At 69.3% G+C, this 15,622-nt stretch carries 15 protein-coding genes; 14 read left to right on the top strand and 1 reads right to left on the bottom strand.

The window, feature by feature from the left end:
- The first annotated feature begins 58 nt into the window (after window positions 1-58).
- From cobN to MSZK_RS09815, 7 genes are all read left to right on the top strand, one after another.
- On the top strand, window positions 59-3,679 hold the full coding sequence (gene cobN / locus MSZK_RS09785) for a cobaltochelatase subunit CobN (RefSeq protein ID WP_199203272.1): 3,621 nt from the start codon (window positions 59-61) through the stop codon (window positions 3,677-3,679).
- A gap of 58 nt (window positions 3,680-3,737) precedes the next feature.
- On the top strand, window positions 3,738-4,118 hold the full coding sequence (locus tag MSZK_RS09790) for a PPOX class F420-dependent oxidoreductase (protein WP_099247336.1): 381 nt from the start codon (window positions 3,738-3,740) through the stop codon (window positions 4,116-4,118).
- Window positions 4,119-4,121: 3 nt separating this feature from the next.
- Complete coding sequence (locus MSZK_RS09795; RefSeq protein WP_099247338.1) at window positions 4,122-4,505, top strand: PPOX class F420-dependent oxidoreductase; 384 nt, start codon at window positions 4,122-4,124, stop codon at window positions 4,503-4,505.
- A gap of 67 nt (window positions 4,506-4,572) precedes the next feature.
- Window positions 4,573-5,064: an FxsA family protein gene (locus MSZK_RS09800; RefSeq protein WP_371411311.1), complete on the top strand. Its 492-nt coding sequence runs from the start codon at window positions 4,573-4,575 to the stop codon at window positions 5,062-5,064.
- Window positions 5,065-5,167: 103 nt separating this feature from the next.
- Window positions 5,168-6,703 (top strand): amidohydrolase, encoded by a 1,536-nt coding sequence (locus tag MSZK_RS09805; RefSeq protein WP_199203273.1) that lies wholly within the window; start codon window positions 5,168-5,170, stop codon window positions 6,701-6,703.
- Window positions 6,696-8,432 (top strand): apolipoprotein N-acyltransferase, encoded by a 1,737-nt coding sequence (gene lnt, locus MSZK_RS09810; RefSeq protein ID WP_099247344.1) that lies wholly within the window; start codon window positions 6,696-6,698, stop codon window positions 8,430-8,432. The genes MSZK_RS09805 and lnt overlap by 8 nt, the downstream gene beginning before the upstream one ends.
- Entirely contained in the window at window positions 8,429-9,202 is a 774-nt protein-coding gene (locus MSZK_RS09815; RefSeq protein WP_099247346.1) for a polyprenol monophosphomannose synthase, read from the top strand. Before lnt ends, MSZK_RS09815 begins: the two co-directional genes overlap by 4 nt.
- Before the next feature lie 12 nt (window positions 9,203-9,214).
- Here the strand turns inward: MSZK_RS09815 and MSZK_RS09820 are convergent, their stop codons facing one another.
- Complete coding sequence (locus MSZK_RS09820) at window positions 9,215-9,553, bottom strand: RNA polymerase-binding protein RbpA (RefSeq protein ID WP_099247348.1); 339 nt, start codon at window positions 9,551-9,553, stop codon at window positions 9,215-9,217.
- 125 nt (window positions 9,554-9,678) lie between these two features.
- On the opposite strand from MSZK_RS09820, the gene MSZK_RS09825 reads away from it, so the two are divergent.
- From MSZK_RS09825 to MSZK_RS09855, 7 genes are all read left to right on the top strand, one after another.
- Complete coding sequence (locus tag MSZK_RS09825) at window positions 9,679-10,008, top strand: hypothetical protein (RefSeq protein ID WP_102869256.1); 330 nt, start codon at window positions 9,679-9,681, stop codon at window positions 10,006-10,008.
- A gap of 114 nt (window positions 10,009-10,122) precedes the next feature.
- Window positions 10,123-11,232, top strand: a complete 1,110-nt coding sequence (locus MSZK_RS09830; RefSeq protein ID WP_099247370.1) for an alpha/beta fold hydrolase — start codon at window positions 10,123-10,125, stop codon at window positions 11,230-11,232.
- 74 nt (window positions 11,233-11,306) lie between these two features.
- On the top strand, window positions 11,307-12,002 hold the full coding sequence (locus MSZK_RS09835) for a hypothetical protein (RefSeq protein WP_099247372.1): 696 nt from the start codon (window positions 11,307-11,309) through the stop codon (window positions 12,000-12,002).
- Window positions 12,003-12,092: 90 nt separating this feature from the next.
- Complete coding sequence (locus tag MSZK_RS09840; protein WP_371411312.1) at window positions 12,093-12,947, top strand: ABC transporter permease; 855 nt, start codon at window positions 12,093-12,095, stop codon at window positions 12,945-12,947.
- Between the two features lie 53 nt (window positions 12,948-13,000).
- Window positions 13,001-13,681, top strand: coding sequence for an ABC transporter ATP-binding protein (locus MSZK_RS09845; RefSeq protein WP_199203275.1), 681 nt, complete (start codon window positions 13,001-13,003; stop codon window positions 13,679-13,681).
- Between the two features lie 11 nt (window positions 13,682-13,692).
- Window positions 13,693-14,721, top strand: coding sequence for an ABC transporter substrate-binding protein (locus MSZK_RS09850; RefSeq protein ID WP_233211208.1), 1,029 nt, complete (start codon window positions 13,693-13,695; stop codon window positions 14,719-14,721).
- Between the two features lie 10 nt (window positions 14,722-14,731).
- Window positions 14,732-15,622: LLM class flavin-dependent oxidoreductase (locus MSZK_RS09855; RefSeq protein WP_099247352.1), on the top strand; the 891-nt coding region annotated here is incomplete at its 3' end.

A 15,622-nucleotide genomic window follows, 5' to 3' on the forward strand; every position in this document is an offset into this window, starting at 1 on the left:
CTTGTGCTGGCCGCGATCCGAATAGGGCGACGAGGTGCCCATACGGTACGAATGGTGGGTGCCTGGAACCGTTCTGCTGCTCTCGACGTCGGACACCGACCTGATCACCGCCCGCGCCAGCGGGGCTGATTACCGGTGGGCCAACCCGGCGCGGCTGATCGACGGTGAGCTGGCCGAGCTGCTCGAGGGCGCCGACGTGGTGGTGATCCGCCTGCTGGGTGGCTATCGGGCCTGGCAGGACGGTATCGACGCGGTGGTGGCCAGTGGCAGGCCGACGGTCGTGGTGAGCGGGGAGCAGGCGCCCGACGCCGACTTGATGGAACGGTCCACGGTGCCCGCGGGCATCGCCATGCAGACCCACATCTATCTGGCCCAGGGCGGGACAGAAAACATGCGGAACCTACATTCGTTCCTCTCCGACACCCTGCTGATGACCGGATTCGGTTTCAGCCCGCCGTCGGCCACTCCGGCCTGGGGTGTGCTGGAGCCGCGGTGCGAGGGGTGCGACGGCTGCGGGCTGGAAGCCGGGACCGATCCCCGTCCCACGATCGCGGTGCTGTTCTACCGGGCCCAGCAGCTGGCCGGCAACACCGATTACATCCGTGCCATGTGTACCGCGATCAGGGCGGCCGGCGGTCGCCCGCTTCCGGTGTACTGCACCTCGTTGCGTACCCCTGAACCCGAACTGCTGGAGCTGCTGGCCACCGCCGACGCGATGGTGGTCACCGTGCTGGCCGCGGGCGGCGCCCGCCCGGCGACCGCGGGGGCCGGTCATGACGACGACAACTGGAACGTCAAACACCTTGCCGCCCTTGATGTCCCGATCTTACAGGGGTTGTGCCTGACCAGCTCTCGGGCCACTTGGTCGGACAACGACGACGGCCTGAGCCCGCTCGACGTGGCCACGCAGGTGGCCGTTCCGGAGTTCGACGGCCGGATCATCACGGTCCCGTTCTCGTTCAAAGAGATCGACTCCGACGGCCTGATCTCCTATGTGCCCGACCCCGAGCGGTGTGCCCGGGTGGCCGGGCTGGCCGTCAAGTACGCCACCTTGCGCAGTGTCGCGCCGGCCGACAAGCGGTTGGCCCTGGTGTTCTCGGCCTATCCGACCAAGCATTCCCGGATCGGCAACGCCGTCGGGCTGGACACCCCGGCCAGCGCGATCGCGCTGCTGCAGGCATTGCGCGACGCCGGCTTCCAGATCGGCGATGATGACGCATCCGGCCTCGGCCGGATTATGGCCTCCGGCGATGGCGATGCACTCATGCACGCACTCATCGAACGCGGCGGTCAGGACCCGGATTGGCTGACCGAGGGCCAGTTGGCGGGCAACCCGATCCGGATCCCCGCCGGGCAATACCGTGAATGGTTCGCGACGCTGCCTGCCGAGCTCACCGAGGCCATGGTCGCGCACTGGGGTCCGCCGCCGGGCGAACTCTACGTCGACCGCAGCCGCGATCCCGACGGCGAAATCGTGGTCGCCGCAATCCAATCCGGCAACATCGTGATCCTGGTTCAGCCGCCCCGCGGATTCGGGGAGAACCCGGTGGCGATCTATCACGACCCCGACCTGCCACCCAGCCATCACTACCTGGCCACCTACCTGTGGGTGCGGCACGGTTTCGGTGCGCACGCGGCGGTGCACCTGGGCAAGCACGGCAACCTGGAATGGCTGCCCGGCAAGACGGTCGGCATGTCGGCGGCCTGCGGGCCCGATGCCGCGCTGGGCGATCTGCCGCTGATCTACCCGTTCCTGGTCAACGACCCGGGGGAGGGCACCCAGGCCAAGCGGCGCGCGCACGCCACCCTGGTCGACCATCTGATCCCGCCGATGGCGCGGGCGGAGAGCTACGGTGACATCGCCCGGCTCGAACAGTTGCTCGACGAACACGCCAACATCGCCGCCCTGGACCCGGGCAAGCTGCCTGCCATCCGCCAGCAGATCTGGACGCTGATGCGCGCGGCCAAGATGGACCACGATCTGGGCCTGGCCGAGCGCCCGGAGGACGACTCGTTCGACGACATGCTGCTGCACGTCGACGGCTGGCTCTGCGAGATCAAGGACGTCCAGATCCGCGACGGCCTGCACATTCTCGGGGCTGCCCCGGCCGGCGAGGCCGAGCTGGACCTGGTGCTGGCGATTCTGCGGGCCCGGCAGCTCTTTGCCGGTGAGCAACACCTGCCCGGGCTGCGTCAGGCCCTCGGGCTGGCCGAGGACGGCAGCGCCGACCGGGCCGAGGTCGACGCCGCCGAGCAGCGAGCCCGGGCCCTGCTGGCCGGGCTGCAGGCCACCGGCTGGGACGCCGAGCGCGTTGCGGAGCTGACCGACGACGAGGGTGTCGCGGCGATCCTGCGGTTCGCCGCCACCGAGGTGGTGCCGCGGCTGGCGGGTACGGCCGCCGAGATCGAGCAGGTGCTGCGGGCATTGGAGGGTCGGTTCATCGCGGCCGGGCCATCCGGTTCGCCGCTGCGCGGCCTGATCAACGTGCTGCCCACCGGGCGCAACTTCTATTCGGTGGACCCCAAGGCCGTCCCGTCCCGGTTGGCCTGGGAAACCGGTGTGGCCATGGCGGATTCGCTGCTGGAGCGCTACCGCGCCGACCACGGGGACTGGCCGAGGTCGGTCGGGCTCTCGGTGTGGGGCACCTCGGCAATGCGCACCTCGGGCGATGACATCGCCGAAGTCCTTGCCCTGCTGGGCGTCCGACCGGTGTGGGACGACGCCTCCCGCCGCGTCGTCGACCTGGAGGCCATCACACTCGCCGAACTGGACCGGCCGCGCATCGACGTGACCGTGCGGATCTCGGGATTCTTCCGGGACGCCTTCCCGCATGTCGTGACGATGCTCGACGACGCGGTGCGGTTGGTCGCCGGGCTCGACGAACCGGCCGATCAGAACTACGTCCGCGCCCACGCCCAGGTCGACCTGGCCGAGCACGGCGACGAGAGACGGGCCACCACACGCATCTTCGGTTCCAAACCCGGCACCTACGGGGCGGGCCTGCTGCAGCTGATCGACAGCCGAAACTGGCGCGACGACGCCGACCTCGCCGAGGTCTACACCGCCTGGGGCGGGTTCGCCTACGGTCGCGAACTCGACGGCAGGCCGGCGGCCGAGGACATGTCGATGCAGTATCGCCGAATCGTGGTGGCCGCCAAGAACACCGACTCCCGCGAGCACGACATCGCCGACTCCGACGACTACTTCCAGTACCACGGCGGCATGGTCGCCACCGTTCGCGCGCTGACCGGGCAGGCGCCCGCGGCCTACATCGGCGACAACACCCGCCCCGACGCGGTGCGCACCCGCACCCTGTCGGAGGAGACCACCCGCGTGTTCCGGGCCCGGGTGGTCAACCCGCGCTGGATGGCCGCGATGCGCAGGCACGGCTACAAGGGCGCCTTCGAGATGGCCGCGACGGTGGACTATCTGTTCGGGTACGACGCCACCGCGGGCGTGATGGCGGACTGGATGTACGAGCAACTCACCGAGGCCTACGTGCTGGACCCGGAGAACCGCAAGTTCATGAACGAGTCGAATCCGTGGGCGCTGCATGGCATGTCGGAGCGACTGCTCGAGGCCGTCGGCCGCGGCATGTGGGAACAGCCCGACCCGGCCACCCTGGATGCCCTGCGCCAGGTGCTGCTGGAAACCGAAGGCGACCTCGAAGCGCGCTAGCGGGCCGCTAGATCCGGAGGGCAGGAGCGAAGCGACCCGGGGATATATGTTGGGTTCCATGGCACTCACATTCGCCGACGTCGTCCAGGCGAAGTACATCTCGCTGACCACCTTCACCAAGGACGGCCGACCCAAGCCGACGCCGATCTGGGTGGTGCCCGACGGGGACGTCGCACTGGTGATCACCGAGAAGAACGCCTGGAAGGTCAAGCGGATCCGCAACACCCCGCGGGTGACCGTGGCCATCTGTGACATGCGCGGCAACGTCAAGAGCGAACCCGTCGAGGCGGTCGCCAGCGTCCTCGACGAATCGCAGACCGAACGGGTGTACCGGGCCATCGGCAAGCGGTACGGGATCGTCGGGCAGGTCTTCAACTTCTTTTCCAAGCTGCGCGGCGGCGCCAAGCGCACGATCGGGCTGGAACTGCGGGCCGCCTGACCGATGCCGCCGGGTTTCCGCGACGTCGCAACCGCGAAGTATCTCCTGCTCACCACGTTCACCAAGGACGGCCGGCCCAAGCCGACGGCGATCTGGGGCGTGCCCGACGGCGACCGGGTCCTGGTCATCACCGACCGGGTGTCCTGGAAGGTCAAGCGCATTCGCAACACCCCGCGGGTCACCATCGCCGAATCGCATTCCCTGGGTAAGCCCAAGGGGCCGGCGGTCGAGGCGACGGCCCGGGTGCTGCCCGACTCGCAGACCCGCGACGTCTACGGCAAGGTGCTGCGCCGCTACTGGCACCACGCGTGGTGGTTCTACCTGCATACCCTGGTCCGCGGCGGGATCGACAAGACCCACGTCGCCCTCGAGATCACCCCGCCGTGAAACTCACAGTCTGTTATCAGGCTCGGCGGAACCGGCGGCCGCGCCGACTCGTTGCCTGTGCATGGTGATGCGGACGTTTCTGGTCTACGCCCTGGTCGAGCTCGCGGTATTGGCCGCCCTGACCTGGTCCCTCGGCATCGGGTGGACGTTGCTCATCCTGCTGGCCACCTCGGTGGTCGGGGTGGCGCTGGCCGGTTCTCAGGTCAAGCGCCCGATCCTGCGGCTGCAACGCACAAGAACCGACCCGCAGGGCGCCGTGGCCGACGGCATGCTCGTCGCGCTCGGCACCGTCCTGGTCTTCATCCCCGGCCTGGTCAGCACCGCGCTCGGCGCGCTGATGCTGCTGCCGCCGACCCGTAGCGTGGTGCGTCCGGTGGCCGGGATGCTGCTCACCCGCGGCATCGCCCGCCGGGTCAGCGTCGTCAACCTGACCGCGCCGGGCTACCCCGGCCGCGGCGACTACATCGACGGCGAGGTCGTCGAGGAGCAGGGCCACGGCGGTGTGCCCGGGGCCGAGATCGTGCGGGTCCACGACGTCACCGCCGTGCGGCGCTTCTGAGCATTTTCGTCGACTCCGCACCCGCGGGGCAGACTGATCCACCGTGACCACACTGCTGCTGGGCGGGCGCATCCATAGCCCGTCGCATCCGGAGGCCACCGCGATGGCGGTGCGTGACGGCGTCGTCGCCTGGCTCGGCAGTGACGAACTGGGCCGAGCGCAATTCGCCGACGCGCAGGTCGTCGACCTGCGGGGCGCCTTCGTGGCCCCGGCGTTCGTCGACAGCCACATGCACCTCACCGCCACCGGCCTGCTGCGGACCGGGCTGGATCTCACCCGTGCCACCTCCAAGCAGCACTGCCTCGCGCTGGTCGCCGACCACGCCGCCGCCCATCCGGGCCGGGCGATCTGGGCGCACGGCTGGGACGACACCGGCTGGGCGCGAGACGAGGCGCCCAGCACGGCAGAACTCGACGCCGCCGCCGGCCCGGTGCCTGCCTACCTCGCGCGCGTCGACGTCCACTCGGCCGTCGCCTCGACCGCCCTGCGCGACCTGGTCCCCGGGTTGCCCGCGGTGCCCGGCTATCACCCGGAGCGACCGCTGTCGGCCGACGCCCACCACCTGGTGCGCACCGAGGCCCGTCGACTGCTCACCGCCGGGCAGCGTGCCGAGGCGCGGTTGGCCGCCCTCGACGCGGTCGCCGCCGCCGGAATCGTGGCCGTCCACGAGTGCGCCGGACCCGACATCGGCGGCATCGAGGACTGGCAGGAGCTGCGCGCCACCGAGCACGGCGTCGAGGTGGTCGGGTACTGGGGCGAGGCGGTGTCCACCGTCGCCCAGGCCAAAGCGCTCCTCGAGGCGACCGGCGCACGCGGGCTGGCCGGTGACCTGTTCGTCGACGGCGCGCTCGGATCGCACACCGCCTGGCTGTGCGAACCCTATGCCGACGCCCCGGACTGCACCGGCAACCACTACTTGGATCCCGACACCATCGCCGAGCACCTGATCGCGTGCACCGAAGCCGGCGTCACCGCCGGGTTCCACGTCATCGGCGACGCCGCAGTGGGTGCGGTGGTCGACGCCGTGGACCGTCTGGTCGAGCGGTTCGGGGCGCCCGCGGTCGCCCGCTGCGGGCACCGGCTCGAGCACCTGGAAATGGTCACCGCCGAGCAGGCGGCCACGCTGGGCCGGGGTGGGATCACCGCCAGCATGCAGCCCAATTTCGACGCGCTGTGGGGTGGCAGCAGTGGCATGTATGCCCGCCGGCTCGGTTCCGGCAGAGCCGGGCTGCTCAACCCGTTCGCGCTGTTAGCATCGGCAGGCGTGCCCATGGCCTTCGGCTCAGATGCCCCGGTAACCAGCATCGATCCGTGGGCGAGCGTGCGCGCGGCCAGCCACCATCGGACCCCGGGCAGCGCGGTCTCGGTGCGCGCGGCGTTTTCCGCCGCGACCCGCGGCGCCTGGCGCGCCGGCGGCGAACGGGACGGCATCACCGGCACGCTGGTGCCCGGTGCCCCGGCGTCGTACGCGGTGTGGGACGACGCCGGCGACCTCGACGTCGTCGCCCCGGCCGACACCGTGCAACGCTGGTCCACCGACCCGCGCTCGCGGGTGCCCGTCTTGCCGCGGCTCGCTCCCGGCGACCCGCTGCCGCGCTGTCGCCAGACCGTGCATCGAGGCGTCGTGCTCCATGGCTAGCCGGCTGTGGACGTGGGTGCGTGCGGCGCTCCCGCCGCGGCTGATGCGGCTGCTGGTCGCGGTGACCGCGGGGCTGCTGCTGTGCATCAGCTTCCCGCCGATCGGCTGGTGGTGGTCGGCGGTGCTGAGTTTCGCGATGTTGAGCTGGGTGCTGGTGCATCCCAAGACCACACCGGCCGGTGGGCTGGGCTACGGCTTCCTGTTCGGGCTGGCGTTCTACGTCCCGCTGATTCCGTGGATCAGCGGGCTCGTCGGACCCGTGCCGTGGTTGGCGCTGTCCGCCATGGAGGCCGGGTTCCCGGCGATCTTCGGCTGGCTGGCCGTCGCGGTCCGCAGGCTGCCCGGCTGGCCGCTGTGGTTCGCCCTGGTGTGGACGTTGCAGGAATGGCTCAAATCGACCGTTCCGTTCGGCGGATTCCCCTGGGGAGTCGTCGGTTTCGGCCAGACCAACGGCCCGTTCCTGTCGCTGGTTCAGCTCGGCGGGGTGCCGCTGTTGTCGTTTGGAATCGCCCTGCTCGGCACGTCGCTGGCCGCGCTCACACTCGAGATCGTGCGCTGGTGGCAGCGCAGCACCCCGGCCGCGACCGCCGGGCCCGTATCGGTGCCCGGTGTGCTGCTGCCCGGGCTGTGCATCACCGCGGTCCTGCTCACCACCGCGGTCGCCGCCCCGCAGGTGCGGCGCGCCGCCGGCGGTGCGGGCAACGAACCGACCGTCACGATCGCGGCGATCCAGGGCAACGTGCCGCGCCTGGGGCTGGACTTCAACAGTCAACGCCGCGCGGTCCTGGACAACCACGTCCGCCAGACCGTGCAACTGGCCGACGAGGTGCGCGCGGGTCGGGCACCGCAGCCGCAGTTCGTGATCTGGCCGGAGAACTCGTCGGACATCGATCCGCTCACCAACACCGACGCCGCCCAGCAGATCAGCGTGGCCGCGCAGGCGATCGGCGCGCCGATCCTGGTCGGCGCTGTCATCGCCCGCCCGGACTGGACACCGGACAATCCGACCGCGACCAACACCGTCGTGGTCTGGGATCCGGTCACCGGGCCGGGGGAGCGCCACGACAAGCAGATCATCCAGCCGTTCGGCGAATACCTGCCGTGGCGGGGCTTCTTCCGGCACCTGTCGTCCTTCGCCGACCGGGCCGGGTACTTCGTGCCGGGCAGCGGATCCGGGGTGGTACACGCCGCCGGCGTGCCGGTGGGAGTGGCAACCTGCTGGGAGGTCATCTTCGACCGGGCGCTTCGCGAGTCGGTCCGCAACGGCGCGCAGGTGCTGACCGTTCCGTCCAACAACGCCACCTTCGACCAGAACATGAGCGAACAGCAGCTGGCCTTCGCCCGGGCCCGCGCCGTCGAACACGACCGCTACGTGGTGGTGGCCGGCACCACCGGCATCAGCGCCGTGATCGCCCCGGACGGCCACGAGCTGACCCGAACCCAGTTCTTCACCCCGGCCTCCATCGACCTCGCGGTGCGGCTCAAGACCAGCGAGACGCCGGCCACCCGGTGGGGGCCGCTCGTCCAATGGGTGCTGGTCGGAGCCGCCCTTGCCGTCGTGCTGGCGGCCATGCTGCACAATGGTTGGTTCATGCGTCCGTTGCGCCGTGGCCGGCCCAAGGGCGACGCGAACAGCAGGTCCGGGGACGAAGACGACGGCGAGAACCCGCCGGAACAGGGCGAATCATCATCAGCCCTCGCCGGGCAGCACGACAAAGGAGAGTCATGACCGACCGGGGCAAGACGGACGCTGAGCGTCCCAGCCAGCGCACCCTGGTGATCATCCCCACATTCAACGAGCTGGAGAACCTGCCGTTGATCGTGGGCCGCGTGCACAAAGCCCGCCCCGACGTCCACGTGCTGATCGTCGACGACGGCAGCCCCGACGGCACCGGCCAACTCGCCGACGAGCTGTCGCTGGCCGATCCCGACCGCATCCACGTCCTGCACCGCACCGCCAAGGACGGTCTCGGTGCGGCCTATCTCGAAGGGTTCGCCTGGGGTCTGGGGCGGCAATACAACGTGCTGGTGGAAATGGACGCCGACGGCAGCCATGCCCCCGAGCAGCTCTACCGACTGCTCGACGCCATCGACAACGGCGCCGACCTGGCGATCGGCTCGCGCTACGTCGAGGGCGGCACCGTGCGCAACTGGCCGGCGCGGCGGCTGGTGTTGTCCAAGACCGCCAACACCTACTCCCGGATCCTGCTCGGCGTCGGCATCCATGACATCACCGCCGGCTACCGCGCTTACCGGCGTGAGGTGCTGGAGAAGATCGACCTGTCGGCGGTCGACTCCAAGGGCTATTGCTTCCAGATCGACCTGACCTGGCGCACCATCAACAGTGGGTTCAGCGTGGTGGAGGTGCCGATCACGTTCAGCGAGCGCGAACTCGGCGTCTCCAAGATGAGCGGATCGAACATTCGCGAAGCCCTGGTGAAGGTCGCCCAATGGGGCATCGGCGGGCGGCTGGATCGCGCCCGCGGCGTGGTCCGGTAGCGACTGCTCGGATCAGCTTCCGCGGCGCTTGGACTTGATCAGGTCCAGCCGCTCCTTGAGCAGCTCTTCGAGTTCCTCGATCGACCGGCGCTCCAGCAGCATGTCCCAGTGGGTGCGCGGCGGCTTGACCTTCTTCGGCTCGGGCAGGTCCCCGTCGATCAGGGTGCCGTCCATGCCGTTCTTGCAGGGCCAGGTGCCGGGGATCTCGGCGTCGTCGGCGAACGGAACCTCGAACTCCTCGCCGTTCTCCGTGCGGTAGCGCGCGATCTGACGGGGCGCCAGGTCGTGGTTGCGGTCGGTCTCGTAGCTCACGGCTCCGAGCCGGCTGCCTCTCAGGACGCGATCAGCCATCGTCAACTCTCCTCAAATGCTCTGTGAAATCGCAGATAGTGAACGCAAGACCTCACGCTGCGGTTCCCGACTCGACCCCCCATGATACCGGGATCACCGCCCGCACCCCGCTACAGTCACAAGGCGTGACGCGTCGTACCCGCTCTGCGCCGTGCCGGTGGTGCGGTCGCGAGGTCGCCGATGCCGGGATGGGACGGCGCAGGCAGTACTGCCGCCAGTCGTGCCGGCAGCGCGCCTACGAACAGCGCGCCCTGGTCAAGGGCAGCGCGATCCCGGAGGACGCCGTGGTGCTGTCCGCCGACGAGGCCGCCGAGCTGTCCGACCGGGTGTACCAGGTGCGCTGCGCGGCCGAGGACGTTGCGACCGCGGTCGACGAGGGCGCGGCCGCCGCCGAGCTCCGCGAACTGTGCGACGCCCTGGTGCAGGCGGCCAAGGCCGCCGACGGCTGGCGCTGACTGACACCGCTCGTCTCACAGCGTTTTCCCAGCTACGATTCGTTCGTGCTGCCGGAATGGCGCTTCGATGATTTTGTCCTGGATACCCGTAACTACGAATTACGTTCGGGCGACATGGTTATCCGCGTCGAGCCGCAGGTCTTCGATGTGATGGTGCAGCTGGTCGCCAACCACGAGCGAGTGGTGACCAAGGACGAGTTGTTCGATTCGGTGTGGGGCGGCAGGTTCGTGGGCGAGGCGGCGCTCACCAGCCGGATCAAGGCCGCGCGCCGCGCGCTCGGTGACGACGGGGAATCGCAGCGCTACATCCGGACGGTACGTGGCCGCGGCTACCGGTTCGTGGGGCCGGTAGCGACGCCGCCGGCGCCCGTGGTCGCCGCGGCGCCACCGCAGCACATTTCGTTCTGCCGGGCGAGCGACGGGGTGCGCCTGGCCTATGCGACGGCCGGCGAGGGGCCGCCGCTGGTGCGGGCAGCCAACTGGATGACTCACCTCGCCTACGACATCGAAAGCCCGGTATGGCGGCACTGGGTCAGCGATCTGTGCCAGGATCACACGTTCATTCGCTACGACGAACGCGGGTGCGGCCTTTCGGACTGGGAGGTGGGGGAGTTCACCTTCGAGGACTGGGTCACCGATCTGGAGTCGGTAGTGGATGCCCTTGGACTGCAGAGCTTTCCGCTTCTCGGGGTGTCGCAGGGCGGAGCGGTGGCGATCGAATACGCGGCTCGGCACCCCGAACGCGTGGACCGCCTCGTCCTGTGCAGCGCGTACGCGCGTGGGCGCGGAGTGCGCGCCGTCGGAGCGCAGGAGCAGCGTGCCGCCGCGTTGGACCTTGAATTGGCCAGCGTCGGCTGGGGCCGCGACGACCCGGCGTTCCGTCAGGTCTTCGCCGCCCAGTTCCTGCCTGACGGCAGCCGCTCGGACTGGGCGGCGTTCGACCAATTGCAGCGCCGCACCACGTCCCCGGAAAACGCGGTGCGGTTCCTGACCGAGTTCGCGGCGATAGACGTGTGCGACGCCGCGCGCCAGGTGCGGTGCCCGACGCTGATTCTGCATTCCCGCGACGACCACCGGGTGCCGATGCGCTTTGGTGAGGAACTCTCCGAGCTCATCGGCGGTTCCCGACTGGTGGCGCTGGCCGGCAACAACCATCTGCTGACCGCCTCCGAGCCCGCCTGGCGGGTGTTCTGCGACGAGGTTCGGCAGTTCCTCGTGACGTGATCCTGCGGTCGATCTCCACCAAATCTCCACACATTCTCCAAGTGCGCCGCCCCTGGTTGTTCGATGCTGATGCCATGAGAAAGCACCTACGCACCGTGATAGCCGGTGCCGTTGCAACGGTCGCGCTGGGCACCCTGACGGCATGCTCTGGCGGCTCGACCACCACCGCGACCTCCCCGACGCCGTCGTCCGATGGGGCGACGGTGAAGAACTTCCCGACCTCGGCGCATTACATTGCCGACATGCCGATGTCGGATGGCAAGACCATGACGATCGGGGTGGCGGTGGAGGGCGACAAGATCGCCGCCTACGCCTGCGACGGAAGCACCGACGAGGCGTGGTTCTTCGGCACCCAGAAGGACGGCACGCTGGACATCACATCTCGGTACCAGGACACGCTGACGGCGTCGTTCAACGGAACGGATGTGGTGGGGCAGCTGACCATGAACGACGTCGACTACACGTTCAGCGCGGCCGCGGTGCCGGCCCCGGCGGGCATGTACACCGCCGAGGCCAACGGTGTCCGGGCCTCCTGGGTGGTCCGCCCCGACCATTCCGTCACCGGCGTGCAGTTCAAGAAGTCCAACGACTCCGATACCGCTGATCTGGTGCTGGCCAACGAGCAGAAGTTCCGCGACCAAGTGCGGCAACGTCGCCTGGCGCGACAGTTGCAGGCCGCTCCGCCGCTGGAGTTCGGCACGTGGCGTTCGACCGTCAGCGGGGTGCCGGTGACGGCGATCCTGGTCAATGGTGACACCCGGTTGGGCTGACCGTTCGTGGCCAGTTCGCGTCACCACGAATCAAACCCTTAACCCCGGTGGGGTGTGCTCCTAGCGTCGAGGGACGCGACCCGATCGCGCATGCCGATCATCAGCCACCCCAGGGGGACCCACACCGTGACCACGCCCGCCGCGCCGGCTTCCGCGCCGGTCCTGCCGGCGGGCCCTCGGCCGGCCGCCCAGCGCCTGGCGCGCAGATGGGCGACCGCGCGCTGGGCGTCGCCGGTGATCCTGCTGGCGTTGTGGCAGTTGGGCAGCGCGCTGGGGCTGATCTCCCAGGACGTGCTGCCCGCCCCGTCGCTGATCGCCGAGGCCGGGCTGGAGCTGATCCGCAACGGCGAACTCGCCGACGCGCTGCAGGTGTCAGGTTGGCGGGTGCTGCAAGGGCTGCTGCTGGGCGGGCTGATCGGCATCGGGCTGGGCACCGCGGTGGGCCTGTCCCGCTGGACCGAGGCGACCGTCGACCCGCCGATGCAGATGCTGCGGGCGCTGCCGCACCTGGGACTGATTCCGCTGTTCATCCTGTGGTTCGGCATCGGTGAGCTGCCCAAAGTACTGCTCGTCGCGCTGGGGGTCAGCTTCCCGCTGTACCTGAACACATTCTCGGCGATCCGCCAGGTCGACCCGAAACTGTTCGAAACCGCTGATGTGCTTGGCTTTTCATTCCGACAGCGGTTCAGCCACCTCATCGCGCCCAGCGCGGCGCCGCAGGTGCTGGTCGGCCTGCGCCAGTCGCTGGCGATCGGCTGGTTGACGCTGATCGTCGCCGAACAGATCAACGCCGACAAGGGGATCGGCTATCTGATCAACAATGCCCGCGACTTCCTGCGCATCGACATCATCATCTTCGGGCTGATCGTCTATGCGCTGCTGGGCATCACCACCGACGCCGTCGTGCGGGTGCTGGAACGACGAGCACTGAGGTACCGATCGTGACCGTGACGTCCGAGCGCACCACCGGCGTGGCCGGCCGCCTGCGGCACATCGACATGTGGTACGGCGAACACCATGTGCTCCAAGACGTGTCGCTGACCGTGGGCGCCGGCGAGATCGTCGCCCTGGTGGGACGCAGCGGCTCGGGAAAGTCCACCGTGCTGCGCGTGCTGGCCGGGCTGTCCACCGACCACACCGGGGAGCGGGTGGTCGCCGGAGCGCCCGCGCTGGCGTTCCAGGAACCGCGGCTGTTCCCGTGGCGCACCGTGCGCACCAATGTCGGCTACGGGTTGACCCGGTTCCGGTTGTCCCGCAGTGAGGTTGCCTCCCGCGCCGAGCGGGCGCTTGCCGATGTCGGGCTGGCCGACCGTGCGTCGGCGTGGCCACTGACCTTGTCGGGCGGGCAGGCCCAGCGAGTGTCACTGGCCCGCGCCCTGGTCGCCGAGCCGACGCTGCTACTGCTCGACGAGCCGTTCGGCGCGCTGGACGCGCTGACCCGGCTGAGCATGCAGTCGTTGTTGCTCGACCTGTGGCGGCGGCACACGTTCGGCGTGCTGCTGGTCACCCACGACGTGAATGAAGCTGTGGCGCTGGCCGATCGGGTGCTGGTGCTGGAGTCCGGTCGGGTGGTGCGCCAGACGGAGATCGCCGATCCGCGTCGTCCACCGGGAAGTTCGTCGGCCGCGACCGACAACCATCGCGTCGAGCTGCTCGCGCAGCTCGGCGTTCAGATCTGACAGGAGTGTCCGTGTATCGCCCACCCATTCGTCGTGTCCTGGTCGCGTTGGCCGTCATCGGTCTGCTGCTGACCGGCTGCGTGTCGCGCCAGGAGAACACCGGTGCATCGCAGGCCCCGGCGACGGTGCCGTTGACGGAGCTCTCGGGTCTGGTGTTGCAGGTGGGTGACCAGAAGGGCGGCACCGAGGCGCTGCTGCGGGCGGCCGGCGCACTGGACAATCTGCCCTACCAGATCGCGTTCTCCACGTTCACATCCGGGCCTCCGCAGATCGAGGCGGCGACGGCGGGCAAGATCGACTTCGCCATCACCGGCAACACCCCGCCGATCTTCGGGGCGGCATCAGGCGCGAAGGTCAAGGTGGTCTCGGCCTACAACGGCGGCGGGGTCGGTGACCAGATCCTGGTGCCCGCGGACTCGCCGATCACCTCGGTCAGCGATCTGCGGGGCAAGAGCATCCTGGTGGCCAAGGGCAGCTCCGCGCACGGCAACGTGCTCGGGCAGCTGGACAAGGCGGGCCTGACGCCCGCCGACGTCACACTGGTGTTCCTGCAGCCGGCTGATGCATTGTCGGCGTTCCGCGCCGGCCAGGCCGATGCCTGGGCGATCTGGGATCCGTTCACCGCCCAGGCCGAACAGCAGTTGAAGGTGCGGTCCATCGCACAGGCCAAAGGGGTGACCAACGGCTACTGGTTCGGCGTGGCCTCCGATGCGGCGCTGGCAGATCCCCAGCGCAGCACCGCGCTGTCGGACCTGCTCGTGCGGTTCGCGAAGGCCGCCAAGTGGGCGCAGGACCACCGCCAAGAATGGGCCGAAAAGTACGCGGCGGCAGTGGGTTTGGATCCGAAGGCCGCCGAGGTGTCGCAGAGTCGGAGCTTGCGGCTGCCGACCGACCTGAGTGACACCGTCGTCGCCTCTGAGCAAAAGATCGCGGATCTGTTCGCCCAGTCCGGGCAGATCCGGTCTGCACCCGACTTCGCCAACTGGGTCGACCGCCGCTACGCCGGCGCGCTCGAGCCGGTTCTGATCAGCGCCAACTAAGGAGAGCGTCGTGCCTGCAAAGTTCTTTTGGTTCCTGCCCACCAACGGCGACAGCCGGTCGATCGTGGGTGCGTCGCACGCGTCCTCGCACCACACGATTCCGGATGGATACCGGGCACCGACTCGTCGTTATCTGGCCGAGGTGGCCCGGGCGGCCGACCGGCTGGGCTACGAAGGCGTGCTGACACCCACCGGAACCTGGTGCGAAGACGCGTGGTTGACGGCCTCGGCGCTGCTGGCCGAGACCGAGCGGCTGAAGTTCCTGGTGGCCTTCCGGCCCGGGTTGGTGCCACCGACCCTGGCCGCGCAGCAGGCGGCGACGTTCCAGCGTTATTCCGAGGGCCGACTGCTGCTCAACGTGGTCAGCGGCGGCGACGACGTCGAGCAGCGCCGGTTCGGCGACTGGCTCAGTCACGACGAGCGTTATGCCCGCACCGGCGAGTTCCTGCACATCGTGAAGTCGGTGTGGGGTCAGGAGTCGTTCGACTTCGACGGGCAGTTCTACAAGATTCGCGATGGTCGGGTCTCGGAACCGCCGAATCCGTTGCCGGAGTTCTATTTCGGCGGCTCGTCGGCCGCGGCTCTGCCGATCGCCGCCGAGCATGTGGACGTCTACCTGACGTGGGGGGAGCCGCCGCAGGCCGCGGCAGCCAAGATCGACGAAGTGCGCACGCTGGCGCGGGCGCGCGGTCGGGACGTGCGGTTCGGCATCCGGCTGCACACGATCACCCGTGACACGTCGGCGGCGGCGTGGGCGGTGGCGCAGGAATTGGTCGGCGAGCTGAGCGCTGACCAGATCGAACAGGCGACCAAGCTGCACGCCAGTTCGGAGTCCGAGGGGCAGCGGCGAATGACCGCGCTGCACGGCGGACGAGTCGACAAGCTGGAGATCTACCCGAAC

The sequence above is a fragment of the Mycobacterium sp. shizuoka-1 genome (assembly GCF_002723835.1).
Lineage (GTDB): Bacteria > Actinomycetota > Actinomycetes > Mycobacteriales > Mycobacteriaceae > Mycobacterium.